The 18,303-nt window shown below is 41.0% G+C and carries 18 protein-coding genes; 14 read left to right on the top strand and 4 right to left on the bottom strand.

Annotated elements, in window-relative coordinates; genetic code table 11:
- Positions 1-101: 101 nt before the first annotated feature.
- The 8 genes from MSVAZ_RS06225 to MSVAZ_RS06190 all read left to right on the top strand — a co-directional run bounded on the left by MSVAZ_RS06225 (position 102) and on the right by MSVAZ_RS06190 (position 8,441).
- Positions 102-707: an archaellin/type IV pilin N-terminal domain-containing protein gene (locus MSVAZ_RS06225; RefSeq protein ID WP_052727904.1), complete on the top strand. Its 606-nt coding sequence runs from the start codon at positions 102-104 to the stop codon at positions 705-707.
- Positions 708-787: 80 nt separating this feature from the next.
- Positions 788-1,477, top strand: coding sequence for a hypothetical protein (locus MSVAZ_RS06220; RefSeq protein WP_048123751.1), 690 nt, complete (start codon positions 788-790; stop codon positions 1,475-1,477).
- 336 nt (positions 1,478-1,813) lie between these two features.
- Positions 1,814-2,308, top strand: a complete 495-nt coding sequence (locus tag MSVAZ_RS06215; RefSeq protein ID WP_048119373.1) for a hypothetical protein — start codon at positions 1,814-1,816, stop codon at positions 2,306-2,308.
- Complete coding sequence (locus MSVAZ_RS06210; protein WP_232316232.1) at positions 2,305-2,817, top strand: hypothetical protein; 513 nt, start codon at positions 2,305-2,307, stop codon at positions 2,815-2,817. Before MSVAZ_RS06215 ends, MSVAZ_RS06210 begins: the two co-directional genes overlap by 4 nt.
- A gap of 223 nt (positions 2,818-3,040) precedes the next feature.
- Positions 3,041-3,826, top strand: a complete 786-nt coding sequence (locus MSVAZ_RS06205; RefSeq protein WP_048119366.1) for an ATPase domain-containing protein — start codon at positions 3,041-3,043, stop codon at positions 3,824-3,826.
- 60 nt (positions 3,827-3,886) lie between these two features.
- On the top strand, positions 3,887-5,701 hold the full coding sequence (locus tag MSVAZ_RS06200; RefSeq protein ID WP_052727903.1) for a type II/IV secretion system ATPase subunit: 1,815 nt from the start codon (positions 3,887-3,889) through the stop codon (positions 5,699-5,701).
- The gene (flaJ, locus tag MSVAZ_RS06195) at positions 5,698-7,263 is read left to right on the top strand and encodes an archaellar assembly protein FlaJ (RefSeq protein WP_232316231.1); all 1,566 of its coding nucleotides are present in this window, start codon (positions 5,698-5,700) and stop codon (positions 7,261-7,263) included. Before MSVAZ_RS06200 ends, flaJ begins: the two co-directional genes overlap by 4 nt.
- A 206-nt stretch (positions 7,264-7,469) precedes the next feature.
- Entirely contained in the window at positions 7,470-8,441 is a 972-nt protein-coding gene (locus tag MSVAZ_RS06190; RefSeq protein ID WP_157206032.1) for a coiled-coil domain-containing protein, read from the top strand.
- A 298-nt stretch (positions 8,442-8,739) separates the two neighbouring features.
- On the opposite strand, the gene MSVAZ_RS06185 is transcribed toward MSVAZ_RS06190, so the two are convergent.
- From MSVAZ_RS06185 to MSVAZ_RS20105, 4 genes are all read right to left on the bottom strand, one after another.
- Positions 8,740-8,919 carry a hypothetical protein gene (locus MSVAZ_RS06185; protein WP_048119360.1) on the bottom strand — a complete coding sequence of 60 codons (180 nt, stop codon included), beginning with the start codon at positions 8,917-8,919 and terminating at the stop codon, positions 8,740-8,742.
- Positions 8,920-9,259: 340 nt separating this feature from the next.
- The gene (hacA, locus tag MSVAZ_RS06180; protein ID WP_232316290.1) at positions 9,260-10,492 is read right to left on the bottom strand and encodes a homoaconitase large subunit; all 1,233 of its coding nucleotides are present in this window, start codon (positions 10,490-10,492) and stop codon (positions 9,260-9,262) included.
- A gap of 210 nt (positions 10,493-10,702) precedes the next feature.
- Positions 10,703-12,883, bottom strand: coding sequence for a PAS domain S-box protein (locus MSVAZ_RS06175; protein WP_048119355.1), 2,181 nt, complete (start codon positions 12,881-12,883; stop codon positions 10,703-10,705).
- Positions 12,884-13,365: 482 nt separating this feature from the next.
- Positions 13,366-13,584 (bottom strand): hypothetical protein, encoded by a 219-nt coding sequence (locus tag MSVAZ_RS20105; protein ID WP_157206031.1) that lies wholly within the window; start codon positions 13,582-13,584, stop codon positions 13,366-13,368.
- 142 nt (positions 13,585-13,726) lie between these two features.
- Between MSVAZ_RS20105 and MSVAZ_RS06165 the strand changes: the two genes are divergently transcribed.
- The 6 genes from MSVAZ_RS06165 (at position 13,727) to MSVAZ_RS06140 (ending at position 18,297) form a co-directional block, all read left to right on the top strand.
- Entirely contained in the window at positions 13,727-14,317 is a 591-nt protein-coding gene (locus MSVAZ_RS06165) for a 50S ribosomal protein L15e (RefSeq protein WP_197078844.1), read from the top strand.
- Positions 14,314-14,757 (top strand): RNA-binding protein, encoded by a 444-nt coding sequence (locus tag MSVAZ_RS06160; protein WP_048119347.1) that lies wholly within the window; start codon positions 14,314-14,316, stop codon positions 14,755-14,757. Before MSVAZ_RS06165 ends, MSVAZ_RS06160 begins: the two co-directional genes overlap by 4 nt.
- The gene (gene rnp3, locus MSVAZ_RS06155) at positions 14,750-15,469 is read left to right on the top strand and encodes a ribonuclease P protein component 3 (RefSeq protein ID WP_048119346.1); all 720 of its coding nucleotides are present in this window, start codon (positions 14,750-14,752) and stop codon (positions 15,467-15,469) included. Before MSVAZ_RS06160 ends, rnp3 begins: the two co-directional genes overlap by 8 nt.
- A complete protein-coding gene (locus MSVAZ_RS06150; protein ID WP_048119343.1) occupies positions 15,466-15,837 on the top strand; it encodes an Rpp14/Pop5 family protein in 372 nt (123 codons plus the stop codon). The genes rnp3 and MSVAZ_RS06150 overlap by 4 nt, the downstream gene beginning before the upstream one ends.
- 939 nt (positions 15,838-16,776) lie before the next feature.
- Complete coding sequence (gene psmA / locus MSVAZ_RS06145) at positions 16,777-17,526, top strand: archaeal proteasome endopeptidase complex subunit alpha (RefSeq protein WP_048119339.1); 750 nt, start codon at positions 16,777-16,779, stop codon at positions 17,524-17,526.
- A 78-nt stretch (positions 17,527-17,604) separates the two neighbouring features.
- The gene (locus tag MSVAZ_RS06140) at positions 17,605-18,297 is read left to right on the top strand and encodes a ribosome assembly factor SBDS (RefSeq protein WP_048119336.1); all 693 of its coding nucleotides are present in this window, start codon (positions 17,605-17,607) and stop codon (positions 18,295-18,297) included.
- Positions 18,298-18,303 lie beyond the last annotated feature (6 nt).

Raw genomic sequence — 18,303 nt, 5'->3', positions numbered from 1 at the left:
CAAAAAACTCTGTTAAACTTGAGAAATAGACATGCTGAGAACATGACCCTTTAATTTCTCTATATACTTTCATTCAAAAATAACATATGGAGTGAACTAGAATGAAAGGAATTTTTAGCATTTTTAGAAAAGATGATAAAGCCTTTACAGGGCTCGAATCAGCAATTGTGCTGACCGCTTTTGTAGTTGTGGCAGCAGTGTTTTCTTATGTGGTTCTTGGGGCTGGGTTTACAACCTCCGATACCGCCAAGAAGACTATCGACGAAGGTGTAAAGCAGACTACTTCTTCAGTTGAACTTGCAGGTGATGTGGTTGCAAAAGAAAGTACTGCTACACCCAATACAGTAGATACAATACTTGTCACCCTTCAGCTTACAGCCGGACAGTCTCCTGTGGACATAGGAACTAGTAGTACCGATGGAATGCTGGTGGTATCTTATGCTGACAGTTCTATATACAGCCCAGTAGTAGCATGGAGTTCGTTATTTATAGGGGATAACGACGGCGATACGATTCTAGAACAGCATGAGAAAGTGCAATTATCTATCACTGTACCCAATACTACCCCAGACATCGCATTGCTTGCGACTGATGGTGAAGCGGAAAATGTCGAATTCAGACTTGAAATAAAACCGAAGGTAGGTGCAATTGTTCCAGTAACAAGAGTAACTCCCGCACAGATCGACCCGGTTATGGTTCTGAAGTAATCCCTATGGATTTTAGGGGATACTTCCCCCTTCTTTTATGTGAAAATGAAGAAATTTCATTTTTTGTTCAGGTGGTTAATATGGAACTGGAGAAAAGAGTAACAGATATGGAAACTGAACTTAAAATCGTAAAAGGGGAGATAAAGGAATTACTCGTGGATATAAGGGACCTTGTAAACAGAAATGAAAATCCCTTTTTCAATGGCCAGAAAAATGGAGTTCCAAGGCTTGAAACAAAAGGAAAAGGGGCAGAAATGGAGACTCAACCGCCTGCTGATGAAGAAAAAAATGATAAAAATAAGGAAAGTGCCCAGGAACCGGTCAGAACCCTTTCTCCAGATGAAGTTCCCGAAGGAAATATTCCACAACAGAAAACTCCTACAAAGGAAATGCAGGCTATTGAACCTGAAATTTCATCCCGAAAAATCGATACGTTTACCCTTGTCGAGCTCATGCGCTGGGTGGATTATGCCATCCGGACAGTTGGGCACAGCAATTTGGAAGTCCTGCTTGACCTGTATTCACTTACAGGACCGCTTTCTGAAGAGACCAGATATGTTATCAAAAATATTGCAAACCTTTCCATTGAAGAGCCTGCATGTGAAGATAAGGTTAGCATGAAAGATAATATTACAGTGCTTTCGCAATTGAGTGCAATTCTCGACCCAAGAGAATTCAAAAATGGAATAAAGCCTCTTTACGAAGATTCCGGCTGGAGAGAAGACAAAAAAGGAAGACAGGATTTTTCTATAATTAAATGTACGAACTAAGAAACCGACTAGATGTACGAACCATCAAATTGACTGAAAAGCAGATCAAATGTTCAAATTAATACCAGTTAATCATTATTAGTGTCAGTAAACTAAGGCAAATACTGTATAATTTAATTAGTGTCAGTAAACTTAGGTAAATACTGTATAATTTAACCGTTATTGTCAGACAGAATCAATGATACTGGCATAATCGATATTTCTGACATAAACAGGTTGAGATATCACTATTATCTAACTGCTATATGCTCATTCAAATTGGTTTATGTTTTTTCAAACTTACCTGAGTTTATTCAAACTGATAAGGGAAACCAGAAAGTAAGACGGGGTCGAAGAATGAGTGGGGAAGCGATAAGCTCTGCGATTCTAACAATAGCATCCATTATCTGTGCATTTTCATTTGTTTCAGTTGTATACCCGTCTGTAATTTCTGCAGGAGACCCTATAATCAGCCGTACTAATGCAATGGGAGACCAGATCCAGACCGATTTTGAAATATTACATGAGACAACTGCCGATGAAGGTTCAGAGATTCACATATGGGTTAAAAACGTGGGACCTAAGGGGATATCTTCCGGTTTGATACCGAGATCGGACCTTTTTTTTGGGGAGGTCGGGAAATTTGAAAGAATACCATATGATGAGAATGGAAGTCTGGCTCCTTGTTGGAACTACTCAATAGAGCAAAACAATGACGATAACTGGGACAAAGGGGAAACACTGCAGATCAGATTAAAGCCGGTTGATGTGCCTGTCAGCAGAGTGAAGTATTTCATTAAATTTAGTGCATACAATGGGGTTTCTGAAGAGGCCTATTTTACGGTGTCATGATGGGGTTCGGAACGGTTATTGCATCAATGCTTTCGGTTGCAATTCTCCTCCTGGCATCTTATGTCTGCTCAAGCGGGGGGTTTTACATGGCAGACGTTCTTGCAAATTCAGTAATGGAAATGCAGGAAAATGAGAATGAGATAATGAAAACCGACATCGAAATTACAAATATCTCTGCAAATGAGGCCGGCATTTTCGTGTCCCTTAATAATACGGGCTCCACAAAGGTAGGAGACTATGATTATATGGACGTGATAGTGAAGTACTCCAACACAGCCGGCATTGCAAAAACCATATGGGTTCCCTACCAGGGAGATTCAGACGCATTAGAAAACAAATGGACTGTGGGAAATATAAGTCCAGATCTGGTAAATCCCGGAATTCTTGATCCTGGTGAGGAGATGGAACTGCAGATTTTGCTCGAAGATTCCCTGGAAAACAAGAGTGTAAACTGGCTGCTGGTGGCTGCCCCAAATGGAGTAAAGGCTTCAGGATATTTTAACGCATGAATTAGAGTACTGGTTTGATAGGCCAGATTTAGAGTGCTGATTTGATAGGCCAGATTTAGAGTACTGGTTTGATAGGCCAGATTTAGAGTACTAATTTGATATGCCAGAATTAGATAACTGGTTTGATAGGCCAGAATTATTCAGGCTAAGTCAATGAGTTGAATTAGATAACTAAGGAGATAAAAAATTAGTTGATCTTTGAAAAAAGGGAGAGAGGAAAAGTATGGGAGTAAGTTCGGAAGAGGCTTTATTTCTTGAAAATGAAGCATTTTGTGAAGAGGTATCAGATAAATCGGAAACTGAGAAGAAACCCTTAGAATTCATATCCTCAGGAAATCTGGAAATTGATAAGAAACTGGAAGGAGGCATACCCGCAGGTTCTTTATGCCTTCTCGAAGGAGCAAAAGGTAGTGGAAAATCAATTTTCATGCAGCAGATTATGTTGGGAGCTCTCAACCAGGATAAAAAAGTTTTAGCTTTGACGACAGAAAAAACCTCCCGAAACCTGTTGAATAATATGGAAAGCCTGAATCAGGACATATCAGATTATTTCATAATAGGCAGGTCAAAGATTTTTGAAATAAATGCAAGCTATGTTGAAGAAAATCCCGATCTAAGTAATAATCTGCTAGAGAGGATGCTCAAATGCGTAAACGACTGTGACGAAGAACTTATCCTGATCGATTCTTTAACGATTTTAGCGGTTAACACTTCTGAAAATACCTTATTGAATTTTTTTAGGGAATGTGTAAAACTTTGTGATAAAGGAAAGACTATTTTAATAAGTGTTCATGGGTATGCATTCTCCCAGGAAGTGCTTTACAGGCTAAGATCCGTTTGCGATTCATGCCTGGAACTGAGAATTGAACAGGTCGGAGATAAACTGATAAAGACTATGGAAATTCAGAAGTTGAGGGGTGCCAGAAAAACTACTGGAAATATGTTAAGTTTTGATGTGAACAGTGAATGTGGACTTAAAATAATTCCAGTTTCGAAAGTCAAAGCCTGAAAGAGGAAAAACATCCGGAAAAAATGCTCTTAAGAAAGAAGGCTCGAATGAGGATTTAAAATGGACGCTCTACCTTTCAACCCGTTGCCTGCACCGGTAAATGGAAAGCGCTCCAGAGAGGATGTACGTTTGAGACTTACTTCAGAATTGCGGGAATTTGTGGGCAGGGAAGAAAATAGTCACATTCTTGATTATATATGCCGACTTCCTCTGGAACAAGTCGAAATCCCGGAGTTCCATTTAAAGATCTCAAGAGCTATGAAAGGTATCAGACACCCAAACCTAATTTATCCTATTGGAAAAGGACTTGCCGTTCACATTTATCCTGATAAAGAAGACATAAGAAATTACTATATCCCGATAGAACCCTGTCTTTTTCAGGATATGGACAGCACACTTGAGGCTGTAGAAAAGCTGCTTATCGACGTTATACATGATGAGGATGTTGATACTAAGGACCTGGAAGAAAAGAAAAAACTTCTGGAAAGGGCCCTTGAAAAGGTTTGCATTATAGAAGAACACGTAAACGAAAGTGCAGAAAAAAAAAGTAAAGGTCTTGAGGGAAATAAAACAGTCACGAGAGAGAAAAATGACAAATTGAGGCTCGGATTGATTGGAAATTTAAAAGAAGCCGGTAAAGTCTTCAAAATGAAAAAATGGGAAAACATCCGGGTAACTCCTGAAGAATTTCAAGCTATCAAATATCTTATGATAAGGGACAAGATCGGAATGGGAATGCTCGAACCTCTGTTGCTGGACTCAAATATAGAAGATATAAGTTGCAGTGGGCTTGGGAGGGTTTTCGTCGAGCATAAGGTATTTTCGTCCCTTAAAACAGCAATTACGTTTCAGGAGACTGAGGAACTTAACTCTTTTATAATACAGATGTCCGAGAAGGTAGGAAAGCCAATCACATATCGAGATCCTATAGTTGATACCGCTCTTCCGGACGGGTCAAGGATTAACATTGTGTTCGGAGAAGATGTATCCAGAAGGGGGAGCAATTTTACCATAAGGAAATTTATGGGAACTCCGATTTCTATTCTTGAGCTTATTGACTTTGGGACAATTGACTACATTATGGCTGCATATATGTGGATGATGCTGAGGGCAGGGATGAACTGCTTTATTTCGGGGGAAACGGCTTCCGGAAAGACCACTATGATGAATGCAATAACTACTTTTCTTCCCCCGGAGTCAAAAATAGTTTCTATTGAAGACACGCCGGAACTGCAGGTTCCCCACAAGAACTGGACCAGAGAGGTTACAAGGACTACAAGAGAGGATAGCGGGTCTGATGTCTCGATGTTTGACCTGTTAAAAGCTGCCCTTCGCCAGCGCCCAAATGAGATTATAATCGGAGAAATCCGTGGAGTAGAAGGCAGCATTGCTTTTCAGGCTATGCAAACAGGGCACCCTGTCATGTCTACTTTCCATGCCGCATCCGTCGAAAAACTCATTCAAAGGCTAACAGGAGACCCTATCAATGTTCCCAAGAACTATGTAGATAACCTGAATGTGGTTATCATCCAGAGCGCGGTAAATATCCCTGGAAAAGGGATGGGAAGGAGAGTCCTGAGCATAAACGAAATCGTAGGCTATGATTCCTATAATCAGGCTTTCAATTTCATGGACATATTTAAGTGGGACCCTGCAACAGATACTTTCAAATTTACGGGAAAAAATAATTCATATTTGCTGGAACAAAAGATTGCTCCGCGTATGGGAATTCCGGAAAACCAGGTCCGAAAAATATATTCCGAACTTGAAAGGAAAGGAAAAATACTCAAGAAGATCCATCAGGCGAAAATTACCAACTTCTACGATCTCTTCAATACTTTGATCCAGATTGAGGAGGCTGGTTTAATATCATGAGAAATGTCATGAGACCTGAGGAGAAACTTGCGTACCTGAAAGCAGAAGCTAACCAGCATGGGTTTGAGGGCTACTTTAATCTTGCACGGCAACTGAAGGACACAAAGGTTGTTGAAAGAGTAAATGACGATATGCTCTTCCTTCTTACTTATATGGCAGCGATTTCAACGGCTGATATTGAAAGAGATAGGATTTTCGATTATGCAGGCTCTCAGAAAGAGTATGAAGCTTCAAAATATTTCAGGCAGATTCATAACCTTGCCTCAAAATGGGGCTATGCATATGCAAAAGCCTGCAAATATATATCTCAGCGATTGCAGGACGAGTACCTTTCAAAGCTTTTTGGACGAATGTCAAATATTCTTTCGTCTGGAGAACCGGAAAAAAACTTTCTGAAGCAAGAAAAACTAACAAGGGAAGAAATATTTTCCAATGAATATGAAAGAAGTATCGAATCCCTGAAAAAATGGACCGATGGATATACTGCCCTGATGGTGTCCGTAACCCTTGTTGTTACTATAATTCTTGTTTCAGTCATGATCTATAATATAACAAATATCGGAACAATTGCTTTTCTTGTTGTATTACTAACTGTTTTTATCTGTGGGATTGCGCTTTTTATTATATATAAAGCCGCTCCTGCTGAAAAGAAGCTTCATACCCTGAGCAGGCGGTCAAAGGAACAGGAAATTATCAGGTTTTTGAGTCGGATTTTGCTTCCGCTGGGAGCAATTTCGGTCATTGTTCTCATTCTAATCGGTACAGAGCTCCAGTATATTTTGCTTGCAATAACTTTCTTTACGCTTCCGATAGGCTTCTTTGCGATGATAGACGACCGAAATGTCAATGAAAGAGATAGTAGTTTTCCCGCATTTGTGAAGACCCTGGGCACTCTTGCAGGAACAACAGGAATCACTATTCGAAGTGCAATGGAGGACCTTGATAAAGAAACTATAGGCGGCCTCAGGCCGGGAGTTGAGGAATTAGATGCAGGGCTTTCCCTGGGACTTAAATCGAAGCTCTGCTGGGATAAATTCATAGGAGAAACAGGTTCCGAACTGATCAACCGATGCTCAAGGATCTTCACGGACGCAGTTGAGCTTGGAGGAGACCCTGCCGAAATAGGAGAAATAGTCTCATCCTCAAGTCTTTCTATTGTACTTCTCAGGATGAAAAGACAGCTGGTCAGTTCCGGTTTTCGCGGCCTTGCCATAACTCTCCATGTTGTTATGATCGGGCTTCTAATCTTTATAATCGAGATAATTTCCAAATTTAGCGGGCTCGTTTCTGGAATGAATGAGTCTTATTCTTCGATTCAGGGAGGCGCTTCCGGAATGGGGATGAGCATGTTCAATGTTACTGAAAGCATACCGTTGCTTTATACATTTACCCTTTCCGTGGTGCTTATTTTAACAATTTCAAATACTCTTGTAGTAAAAATTGTCGAGGGTGGAGGAAACTGTAAGCTCTTTTTCTATGGAGGCTTGATGTCAGGAATTTCCGGGCTATGCATAATCATTGTCCCGCCGGTTGTATCAGGGGTATTTACATTTCAGATGTGATAAATTGAAAAACGCAAATTTGAACTAAATGCAAATTTGAACTAAATGTAAATTTGAACTAAATATAAATTTGAACTAAATATAAATTTGAACTAAATATAAATTTGAACTAAATATAAATTGGAACTAAATATAAATTTGAACTAAATGTAAATTTGAACTAAAAGAGCTAAAAGAAAAATTCAGGGTTGGTGGGAGGTAACAGAATGGATGCATTAAATAACTTGAGAATTAAAGGGCTAAAAAATCTAAAAATCAATGGATTCAAATTTCTAAAAGTTAACGAATTGAAGCATTTGATATCTAAGCCTGGGAGCCAAGATGATATGGAACTTGGGGATTTGATAAAAAGTAAAAAGGAGGTTGAAATCAAAATCAGGAAACTGTTTAGGGAAAAGAAAGAATTGGAATCCCAGATTGAAAAGAAAGAACTTGAATCCTGGGTTGAAAAGAAAGAACTTGAATCCCGGATTGAAAAGAAAGAATTTGAGTCCCGGACTGATCAGCGTCAAGAAACCGAAGACAAAAAAAGAGAAGAAATATCTGAGTTTATCTGGAGAGAGGAAATCTTTCCGCCGCTTCGCAGAAATATGCATCAAGAAGTATCCAGATCTCTTGAAGTTGAAACTGATTCTTTGCAAAAAGAATATGCCGGAATTTCAGAGAGGATAAATAGCCAAACAGGTAAAAAAGTTGAAGGCTCCGATAAATCTCTTGAATCAAAAGAAACCGTTGAAATCGAAGAGGCCAATATAACAGAGATAGGGGTTAAAGAAGAAGCAGATTCTGCCAGCGAAAAAAATGATGTGAAAGGCGATGAAAGAGCTGATTTCGATGATATGAGAAAAAAAGCTGAAGAAATTGCTTTTCTGGAAAATACAGACAAACCAGAAACTGTCGAGGCTGATTTAGAAAATTATGAAAACGGAGAAAATAAAAGACTTGCTTTAGAAGATAATGATAAAGAATATAAAATTCCTGAAAAGAGAAAAACTGAAAGTGAAAACCCTGCTCCTGGCATTTTTGGAAATAACCTGATTCAAGAGTTGCTGGAAAGCGAAGACCTGTGCCCTGAGGAAGAGCAAAATTTCATGAAGTATATTGGGGAATCAAGTGTTTCAGAACTTATTGCAGATTTAAATGAAGTAAAAGGCATCCTTACCGAAGCAGGGCCCTGAAAGTTTGATTAAATATAAAAATAAGCATGTAACTCTTCAAATAAAAGGAATAAACAAATAAAGGCACCTGAAAGCACCTTTATGCCAGGAAACTCAAAAATAGTGACAGAAATCCCGCCACGCGAAAATCCTGCCACAGAGCTCTTAAAGAATAGTTCTTAAGATACAGCTTTAGAAGGAAACAGTTCTTAAGATACAGCTTTAGAAGGAAATAGTTCTTAAGATACAGCTTTAGAAGGAAATAGTTCTTAAGATACAGCTTTAGAAGGAAGTTCTTAAGAGTTTGCTCTTGCTTTTTTCACTTATGGAAAAGTCCTTCTTTTGCTTTATTAAGATGTTTATTTGCTTCCTCCATTTTACTGGCAGCTTCAAGGATATCCTCGGAAGCTTCAAGAAAACCATCTTTTTTGGCTCTCTGAGCCCATTCTTTGAAACTTTCAATGTGGCTTTCGTTATGCTCGATCCAGTGCTCAATCAAATGTGAAAGGTTATCGTGACTAAGTTCTTCAGTAATAGTTTTCCCTCCTGTCCAAAATATATACGATTCATGGTATAAATGCCCGCTGGATATAATTAGAATTTTTGTACAGATACCTCGGAAAGACAGAAAATAGATCTAAAGAGATAATAGATAGAAGATCCGGGATAGGTAGAAAATCCGGAAATAGGTAGAAGATCAGGAATAGATAGAAAATCCGGAATAGGTAGAAAATAATCTGATAAGCAGGATAGTTTAAAATCCTGAGAACTATGTATCAGGTTTCAAACGATTCTGCCCGGCTGCTCACATCGAATTCTTTGGCATTCAATACTCAGATTCAAACTGTCCTTGGATCAGTAATTTCTCCTGCCAGTGCCGAGGCTGCTGCGGTTGCAGGGGATGCAAGGTAGATAAAACCACCTTTTCCCATCCTGCCCTTAAAGTTTCGGTTTGCGGTTGAAAGGCAGACTTCTCCTTCTCCGAGCACTCCCTGGTGGGCGCCAAGACAGGGCCCACATCCAGGGGTTGCAAGCGTGATGCCTGCTTTGAGCAGAGTTTCCATTGTTCCGTTCTCAATTGCTGCAAGGAGAGTCGTGCGAGATGCAGGAATTACAATAGTCCTGACTGCAACCTTTTTTCCTTTAAGAATTGCTGCTGCGACCTCAAGGTCTTCAAGTCTGCCATTTGTGCACGTCCCTATGAAAACCTGGTCTACGTGGGTACCTGCAACATCTCCTACAGGTTTTACATTGTCAACCTGATGCGGGCAGGCTACCTGAGGTTCAATATCCTCGGCAGAGAAGACAGATTCTTTTACATAGACCGCGTCCTTGTCGGCATAAACCGGCTCATAGGGAGCAACTGCCCTATTTTTCAGGAAATCGAAGGTTTTCTCGTCAGGTGGAACAATCCCTGTTTTTGCTCCCATTTCGATTGCCATATTGCAGAGGGTCATTCTTCCGGAAACCGATAATTCGGAGATAGCCTGTCCGTAAAACTCTACAGCCTTATAGGTGGCACCATCGATACCAGTCTTCCCTATAAGGTAAAGGGTCAGGTCTTTTGCATAAACCCCTTTTCCAAGCCTTCCTTCAACCGTGAACCTGAAACTCTCAGGCACCTTAAACCAGAGCTTACCTGTAGCAAAAATTTCAGCCATATCGGTAGCTCCCACGCCTGTAGCAAAAGCCCCGAAAGCCCCATAGGTGCAGGAATGTGAATCAGCGCCCACAACCAGTTTTCCAGGCAGTGCGAATCCATTTTCGGGGAGTACCTGATGACAGATTCCTTCTCCAAGCTCATAAAAATTCGGAATCCCCTGCTCCTTTACCCATTCCCTTATTTCTTTTTGCAAAGTAGCTGATGTTTCATTATTTGCAGGCGCGATGTGGTCGAAAGGAATTACAATCCTTGAGGGGTCCCAGACCTTCCCCATTTCCATTTCTTTAAAAGCATTAACTGCAAGTACTGAGGTGCCGTCATGCGCCATTGCGTAATCAATATCTGCAAGGACAAAATCGTTTGCTTTTGCCTCTGCTCCCGCTGCCCGGGAAAAAATTTTTTCACTAATTGTTCCCAAAAGTAAGTCTCCTTTTTGATAATCAAATGATAATGAAGTATGAAAAATTCAGATTCCTGAACCACTATAAAGAAATAACTGTAAATATCTGACATTAAGAATAGAATCCGAATATTACAAATATAAATTAAATCTTTTCAGCCTCTTGAAGCTGGTTTAGATAGGTTTTCTACAAGCCAAAATAAATTACTCTTTACTCATTTAAGTGTGGCGCTGATGCTGATGATTATTTTTTTCTACTACAGTGAACCTGATAATGAACTCTGTCCCATTTCCTTTTTTCAGTTCAAGTTTTCCATCTAGCTGGTCGACAAGGAAAATTACAAGCTGAAGCCCCAGGCTATCAAGTTCTTTGATATCAAGGTCTTCAGAAATGCCCACGCCGTTATCGGAAATTGTTAATATAAAACTTGTAGTCTTATATTCTTCGCTTTTGCTTTCTTCTATGTTGCTTCTATTTTCTCTGTTATTATCTTTATGAAACTTGATTTGGATTTCTCCTTTGTCCCTGTTGAGAAATGCGTATTTAAGAGAATTGGAAACAAGCTCATTGACAATTATTCCTAACGGAACTGCTGTGTCCATGTCAAGTAATATATTTTCTTCCAGGTCCATACTTAAGCTGACATCAAAATTACCAAGTCTGTAAGTCGAGAAAAGAGCGTCAGCGAGTTCCTTAATGTATAGCGAAAAGTTAAGTTTATCGAGCTCTTCACCTCTATACAGTTCTTCATGGATAAGGGCCATTGATATCACTCGGTCCTGGCTCTCCCTGAAGGCTTCCAGGACTTCCGATTCATTGATATTCTTTCGATTTCTGAACTTTTCAGCTTGAAGGTCCAGTAATGATGAGATTACCTGAAGGTTATTCTTGATTCTATGATGGATTTCCTTCTTACGAGCAATCTCAAAGTTTTTGAGAGCTTCTTCAACTTCCTTTCGCTTGGTGATGTCAGTATGAAGGTTCAGAGTTCCTAAAAACTTGCCATCTTTATCAAAAATAGATTTGGAATTTGTATGAGTCCATATAACTGAGCCATCTTTACGCATAAATTGAATTTCAAGACTCTCATTGACGTTTTCCCATCCTTTTTTTAAAGTATGTTTGATAGTAACCTTACTTTCATCACTGAGAAAGTTCCACATAGGCCTGCCAACGAGTTCTTCTGAACTGTAACCAAACATATCTTCAATCTGCTTATTGACGAAAGTAATTCTCTCTTCAGCATCAATTATGCTTATGCCTTCGTTTGCTGTCTCTACAATGTTGCGGTATCTCTCCTCACTTTCTTGAAGTCTTTCTTCTGCTTTTTTTTGCTCGGTGACATCAATGTCCATCTCAAGGATCATGGGAGAACCGTCAACGTCAGTGAACGGCAAATTATAGGCATCATAAAAGCTTCCATCCGGCCCGCTTACCTCCCAATGATGAGGTTGACCGGTTTCAAGTACTTTATGTGATTCGCAGAATTCACACGGTTGGGTGAATCCAAAATAATATTCATAGCAATGCCGGCCACCTGGGTCCCCGAACCTTTTACGGAACCTGCGGTTGGCAAAGGCGATATGATAGTCAGACGTTAACAGGATTATCATTGCCGGCAGCGTATCCAGCACGTTATAAAGACGTTGGCGTTCGTTTATTGTTTCCTGGTTCCACTTCTCCAGTTTCTCATTTGTTCTTTTAAGCTCTTCTTCAGCTTTCTTGCGCTGGGTAATATCAGAATGCATATTCATATTACCGATATGTTTTCCCTCTGCGTCAAGAAGAGGCGTAGAGCTCACAAACGACCAGACAATACCGCCATCCTTGCGGCAGAACTTCATTTCGTACCCTTTTTCTTTGCTGCCTGTCTGTAAGGATTTTATCCTGATAAGCAAATTTTCCATGTCATCTTTATAGATAAAGTCAAAGGCTGATTTCCCGATCATTTCTTCCGTTGTGTACCCGATCATTTCTGCCATTTTTTGATTCACAAAAGTAGTAACTGCTTCAGTGTCGGTAATCCAGACACCCTCGTTTGCTGTCTCTACGATGCTGCGGTACTTTTCCTCACATTCCCACAGTTTTTCTTCAAGGCCCGCACGGTTACTTATATCAAATCCATAAACGTTGACACACCCTTCTTCCGGGAAAGGGTAAAAATTGATCAGGTATACTCTTTTTCCCACTCTAACTTCCTTTGTTTCCGGAATATTCCTGAAAACTGTTTTTAGCACTAAATCTTCGATAGAAGACGGCAGTTTTTCTCCTATTTTCGTGCCCCATTCCTGCAATAAGGGTTCACTAGCTTCATTTGAGTAAAGAACAGTACCATCCTTATCGACACTAAGCACAGGATTCGGATTATTTGCTAGAAGTTTTTCAGTTTTTGGTTTCATATGCCCCTTCAGGCTCCTCTCTAGGAAGGCAATATGCCTACTGTCGATGATTCATTAACGTTAAAGTGTTTCTACTGCAACTATATAAATATATAATATTATTTGAATATAATAGATTTAACTCGACTTTGATGACAGATTGTATCAAAACCATTTTTATTTCTACAATTGGGTAATTTCCTGTCTCGATATTTCTCTCATTTCTACAAGAATCGTATCTCTTCAAATTCAATAGAGAATTTTCAACCTTAACTCCCAATTTTGTAAGGAATATATGAATTGGAGAGTTTTATCGAATTCTCTTACTTTCCTACTTCCCCAGGAACTTTAGTAATTATATTATATTCACCATAATTTATGTTTTTGTATCCTCTTCAAATTCAATGGATAATTTTCCAACCCGAAAAATATATAACCATTTTATCATACAGTTATAAAGTTTGATGCATCGCTTGATGTTGTTTTCAGACTTGATTATGTTTTTAAATTTCTATATTTCCAGCAAATACATGAAATTTACTTTTATCCATACAATTTGAAGAGGATCCTATATGTCCCCTCTTTCCTCTATTTTGTGGATTTCGTTCTTTTTTGTGGATTTTTCTCTTTTTTGTGGATTTTTCTCTTTTTTGTGGATTTTTCTCTTTTTTGTGGATTTTTCTCTTTTTTGTGGATTTTTCTCTTTTTTGTGGATTTTTCACTTAATCGAGCTTTGTACGGGCAAAGCTTTAAATCAAATGGTTCAGTTTATCGCATGTTTCATTTTCGGGATTAGGTCCCGTTGGAATGTGGTCCTGCAGGCAGGGCTGAACCGTGAAACAAAAGTGAAACCTGGTGTTTAAATTGGTAAAATCATTTTATACATATGTACGTGATGCATGGAAAAACCCTGATGAAACTTACGTGAATGACCTCCGCTGGGAGCGCATGCAGGTATGGAGAAAGCAGGGATCTGTGACCAGAATAGAAAGACCAACTCGAATCGACAGGGCACGCTCCCTTGGATACAAAGCCAAGCAAGGCATTGTCGTCGCTAGAGTAAAAGTACGCCGCGGAGGGCTTGGTAAAACTAGGTTCAACCGAGGTAGAAGAACTCAGAGAATGGGAGTAAACAAGATCACAGGCGGCATGAGCATTCAGAGAATTGCCGAAGCCCGTGCAGACCGCAAATACCCGAACCTTGAAGTCCTGAACTCCTACTGGGTAGGGGAGGACGGAAAGAACAAGTGGTTTGAAGTTATTCTTGTAGACCCCTTCCACCCAGTAATAAAGAGCGATAAGAGCCTTAACTGGGTATGCGATCCTTCCGTCAGAGACAGGGCCGCAAGGGGTAAGACCAGTGCCGGCCGGAAGGGCAGAGGCATGTCTACACGCGGAAAAGGTACTGAAAAGACCAGACCGAGTATCCGTGCAAACCAGAGTCGAGGCAAGTGATTCATCACATAATACTGCGTGTGATCGCCCACGCAACCGAAGACGTATCCAGAGTCCGTGCGGCTCTGGACTTTTTTTTATCCGGTGCCGGCGTCCGGGAAGGAAGCAAACTGATTGAAGAGCTCCAGGCCGAAGGGCATCATGGAAATCCCATTACTATCCTGAGCGTACAGCTCAAAAGAAAGGCAGACTGTCTTAGTTTTGCCCGCTTCGTACGAGAGAACTTTTCCGAAGAAGACGTAGCAAAGCTGAGGGAAGAAATGCCCGAGAGGCTGGACGACGATCAAGTCTTCCATCTCCGCTTTGACAAGCAGGCTGCATACTTACAGCAGGTGAGGCTGACTGATTCCTCGGATGCGATCACTGCAAAAGTCAAGATCGAGACTTATCCGAAAAACCGGGAAAAAGCCGGAGCTATTGTGGAGGAGTTGTTTGGGTAAACCTAAATTCTATGACTTTTGCGTTCATGCAGTGCCTGATGGAGAAAATACTGTTGAGCAACTTTCTGCTTTTGCCCGGCATTTAGGGTACAGCGGGATTGCGCTTGCAAACCATTCTGATAAACTTCCTCAATCACAACCTGTATTGCCCTTTACTAACGGATTTGAGGTTTTCAGGGGAATCGAGCTTGTGGAGGAAAATCCCTCGAAACTTCACGGGCTTATTGGAAAATTCAGGAAGTCCGTGGATGTCCTGATAGTGCACGGAGGTTCAGAAAACGTCAACAGGGCTGCTCTGGAAAACCCGAGAGTAGATATCCTGAACCACCCGGCTTTTGCTAAAAGCAGTGGGTTAAACCAGGTGCTTGCAAAGGCCGCAGCTGAAAACGATGTCGCAATCGGCCTGACAATAAGGCCCCTCCTTCATTCAAGAGGGCCAAGGCGCGTTCGTCTGTTATCGGATTTAAGAGCAAACCTTGACCTTGCCAGAAAGTACGATGTTTCCCTTGTTCTTTCAAGTGGTGCTATGTCCTGTTTTGACCTTCGCTCTCCCATGGAGACCCTTGCTCTGGCTGAAGTCTGCGGGCTTGAAGAAGACGAAGCCCTTGAAGCCATCACTGTTGTGCCTGAAAGAATAATCTCAAGGAACCGCCCTGGTCCCGGCTATATTAGAGAAGGTATTGAGGTTCTTGAGGAGGGAGATTACTGTTGAAACGCCTTCTTCCTTCGCTTCGTGCGAAAAAACGCTATCTGGCCTTTGAGCTGATTTTCGAAGTGCCAGTCAGCAGAAGTGACCTGGTCAAAGAGGTCATGTCCTCGGCATCTTCCTTGCTTGGAGACGTTACTGCAAGTGAATGTGATATCAAAGTGCTCGGTTTTGAAGAATCTAAAGGTATTATCCAGTGCTCTCATACGAAAGTAAAAGAAACGAGAGCGTCTCTGGCAACTCTCACACGGGTCAATGGAAAAAGGGCAACTGTGCATATACTCGGAACTTCAGGCACGATTAAAAGGGCAACCGAGAAATTTCTTCAGAATACGGCCTTTGAGCCAGAAATCAGGAAAATCCAAAACATCTGAAGAATAATGACCTGGGCAAGATTCTGCAAAGCTAAACTGCAGGGCTCAGAAAAAATGAACTTAGAATTTGAGGATATTAACGCCCGGTGATTTAAGAGCTTCAAATTTTCAGGATTCGGGAAATTAAATCAAGCAGCTTTTCCGATTAATGGCTTTGTGCCAGGGTTGAAAATCTTCGGCTTTGAGGAAACTATTATAATAAACTATCAGGACGCTGTCTGATATATACTATGATGAATGAGTATATTAATGAGTATATTAGCGTAACAAATATAACGTTCATTGATATGACAAAAAAATAACTGGTCCGAAGAAAATTCATACAATTACGAGTCTGATTGGAACGTAGATTGAAACCCTGTATAGAATGAAGCGGTGGAAGCAACAACCCTTTTATAGAGGGCTCAAAATACGACTCTAAGCAACAGAAAATTTCGGGTCTCACAAGCATTATAACTGAGTAAATACACTTTATTAGCAGACTTAGTTAACATTGAAACTGGACCTTAAAAACCATTAAAAAGGCTCCTGAAGTGCGCGAACCCAGATTCTGGAAAACGTACTTTGTATGGTAGAAGTTTTGCAGGGTATAAGTGCCTTTGAATTCCCTGTAACTGGGGTATTTCCCGCAGTTTTCGTCCGAGAAAAGTATTTCAGGATTGGAAGTTCCGAAAAAAAGGTAAAAAACTCTAATAAGGAAGAAATACGTTATAGGAAATCAAAAGTCGGTTTCCTTACCTGAATGCCGGGTCGGGGACTTAAAGCTCCTGAATTTTCGGATATCCTCGCAGCAGTTCACAATCACTGACCAAAGCCTTTTTGGGGAGGGCGGTGATTTAGCTACGAGCCTGCGGACAGAGATCCTTAAAGGAAAAAAGACCGGTTTCTTGCCGGGAAGATAATAACAATATACAATAAAAATTAAGGGAGATACGGAATATGCAGATGGCACCACAGATGGGCTATGACAGGGCAATTACGGTTTTCAGCCCTGATGGAAGACTTTTTCAGGTAGAATATGCCCGCGAAGCGGTCAAGAGGGGAACAACAGCCGTGGGGATCAAGGCAGCTGACGGGGTAGTGCTGCTCGTTGACAAGCGAATAACCAGCAGGCTTGTAGAAGCCGAATCAATCGAAAAGATTTTTCAGATTGACGACCACATAGGAGCTGCGACCTCAGGGCTTGTGGCAGACGCCCGCTCCCTTGTTGACAGAGCTCGTGTAGAAGCGCAGGTTAATAGGGTTTCTTATGATGAACCCATAGGTGTGGAGGTTATCTCCAAGAAAATCTGCGACCACAAGCAAACCTACACCCAATACGGCGGAGTTCGCCCATATGGAACTGCACTTCTGATTGCAGGTGTGGATGACAACCTGCCAAGGCTCTTTGAGACTGACCCGAGCGGTGCTCTTCTGGAATACAAGGCGACAGCTATAGGCGCAGGCAGAAATGCAGTCGTTGAGGTCTTTGAAGCAGAGTACAGGCAAGACATGAATATTGATGCGGCCATCCTTCTAGGTATGGATGCACTCTATAGAGCTGCCGAAGGCAAGTTCGATGCATCTACCCTTGAGGTAGGTATTGTGTCGCTTCAGGACAAGAAATTCAGGAAATTAGTTCCTGAAGAAGTTGAGAATTATGTTCAGCAGATCCTTGCAAAACACAAGGAAACTGAGAACAAAGAATAAAATCTATATATAGTTGAGATTGAGTACTCAGAGAATCTTCGGATTCTCAAAATTATATTTTGGAGAAGGTATTTGAAAATGGTGTCCCTGGACGAGGCAGTGACTGCGCGGCTTAAAAGAGGCAGCAAACACTTCGAAGTCCTGGTCGAGCCCGAAGGAGCTCTGGCCTATAAGCGAGGAGAAGACGTAAGCCTTGAAGACATTCTGGCGGTTGAAACTATCTTCGAAGACGCAAACCGAGGGGACCGAGCAGCAGAGTCCGATATTCTCAATGCTTTTGAGACAACGGATCCCTTCCAGATTGCTGCCGTGATCCTGAAAAGCGGGGAGCTTCAGCTCACTGCTGAACAGAGAAAACGCATGCTTGAGGAAAAAAAGAAAAAAGTTATTTATACCATTTCCAGGAATGCAATAAACCCCCAGACAAAAGCACCTCATCCTCCCGCACGGATCGAAAAAGCGATGGAGGAGGCAAAGGTGCATATAGACCCCTTAAAAAGCGTGGATCAGCTGGTCAACATCACAATGAAAGCCATTCGCCCGCTTATACCTATACGCTTTGAAGAGGTCAATGTTGCTGTGAAAATCCCTCCCGAATATGCTCCCAAAGCATACGGAGATATTTCTAAGATAGGAAACATTACGAAAGAAGAATGGCAGCGTGACGGCTCCTGGATTGCAGTGGTAAGAATTCCGGCAGGAGTCCAAACTGATTTTTACGCTCTTATAAATCATCTTACGAAGGGAGAGGCTCAAACTAAACTTTTATAAGAGGAT

It is taken from the genome of Methanosarcina vacuolata Z-761 (assembly GCF_000969905.1).
In the GTDB taxonomy this organism is placed as follows: domain Archaea; phylum Halobacteriota; class Methanosarcinia; order Methanosarcinales; family Methanosarcinaceae; genus Methanosarcina; species Methanosarcina vacuolata.
This window is presented reverse-complemented; position numbering and strand designations above follow the sequence as displayed.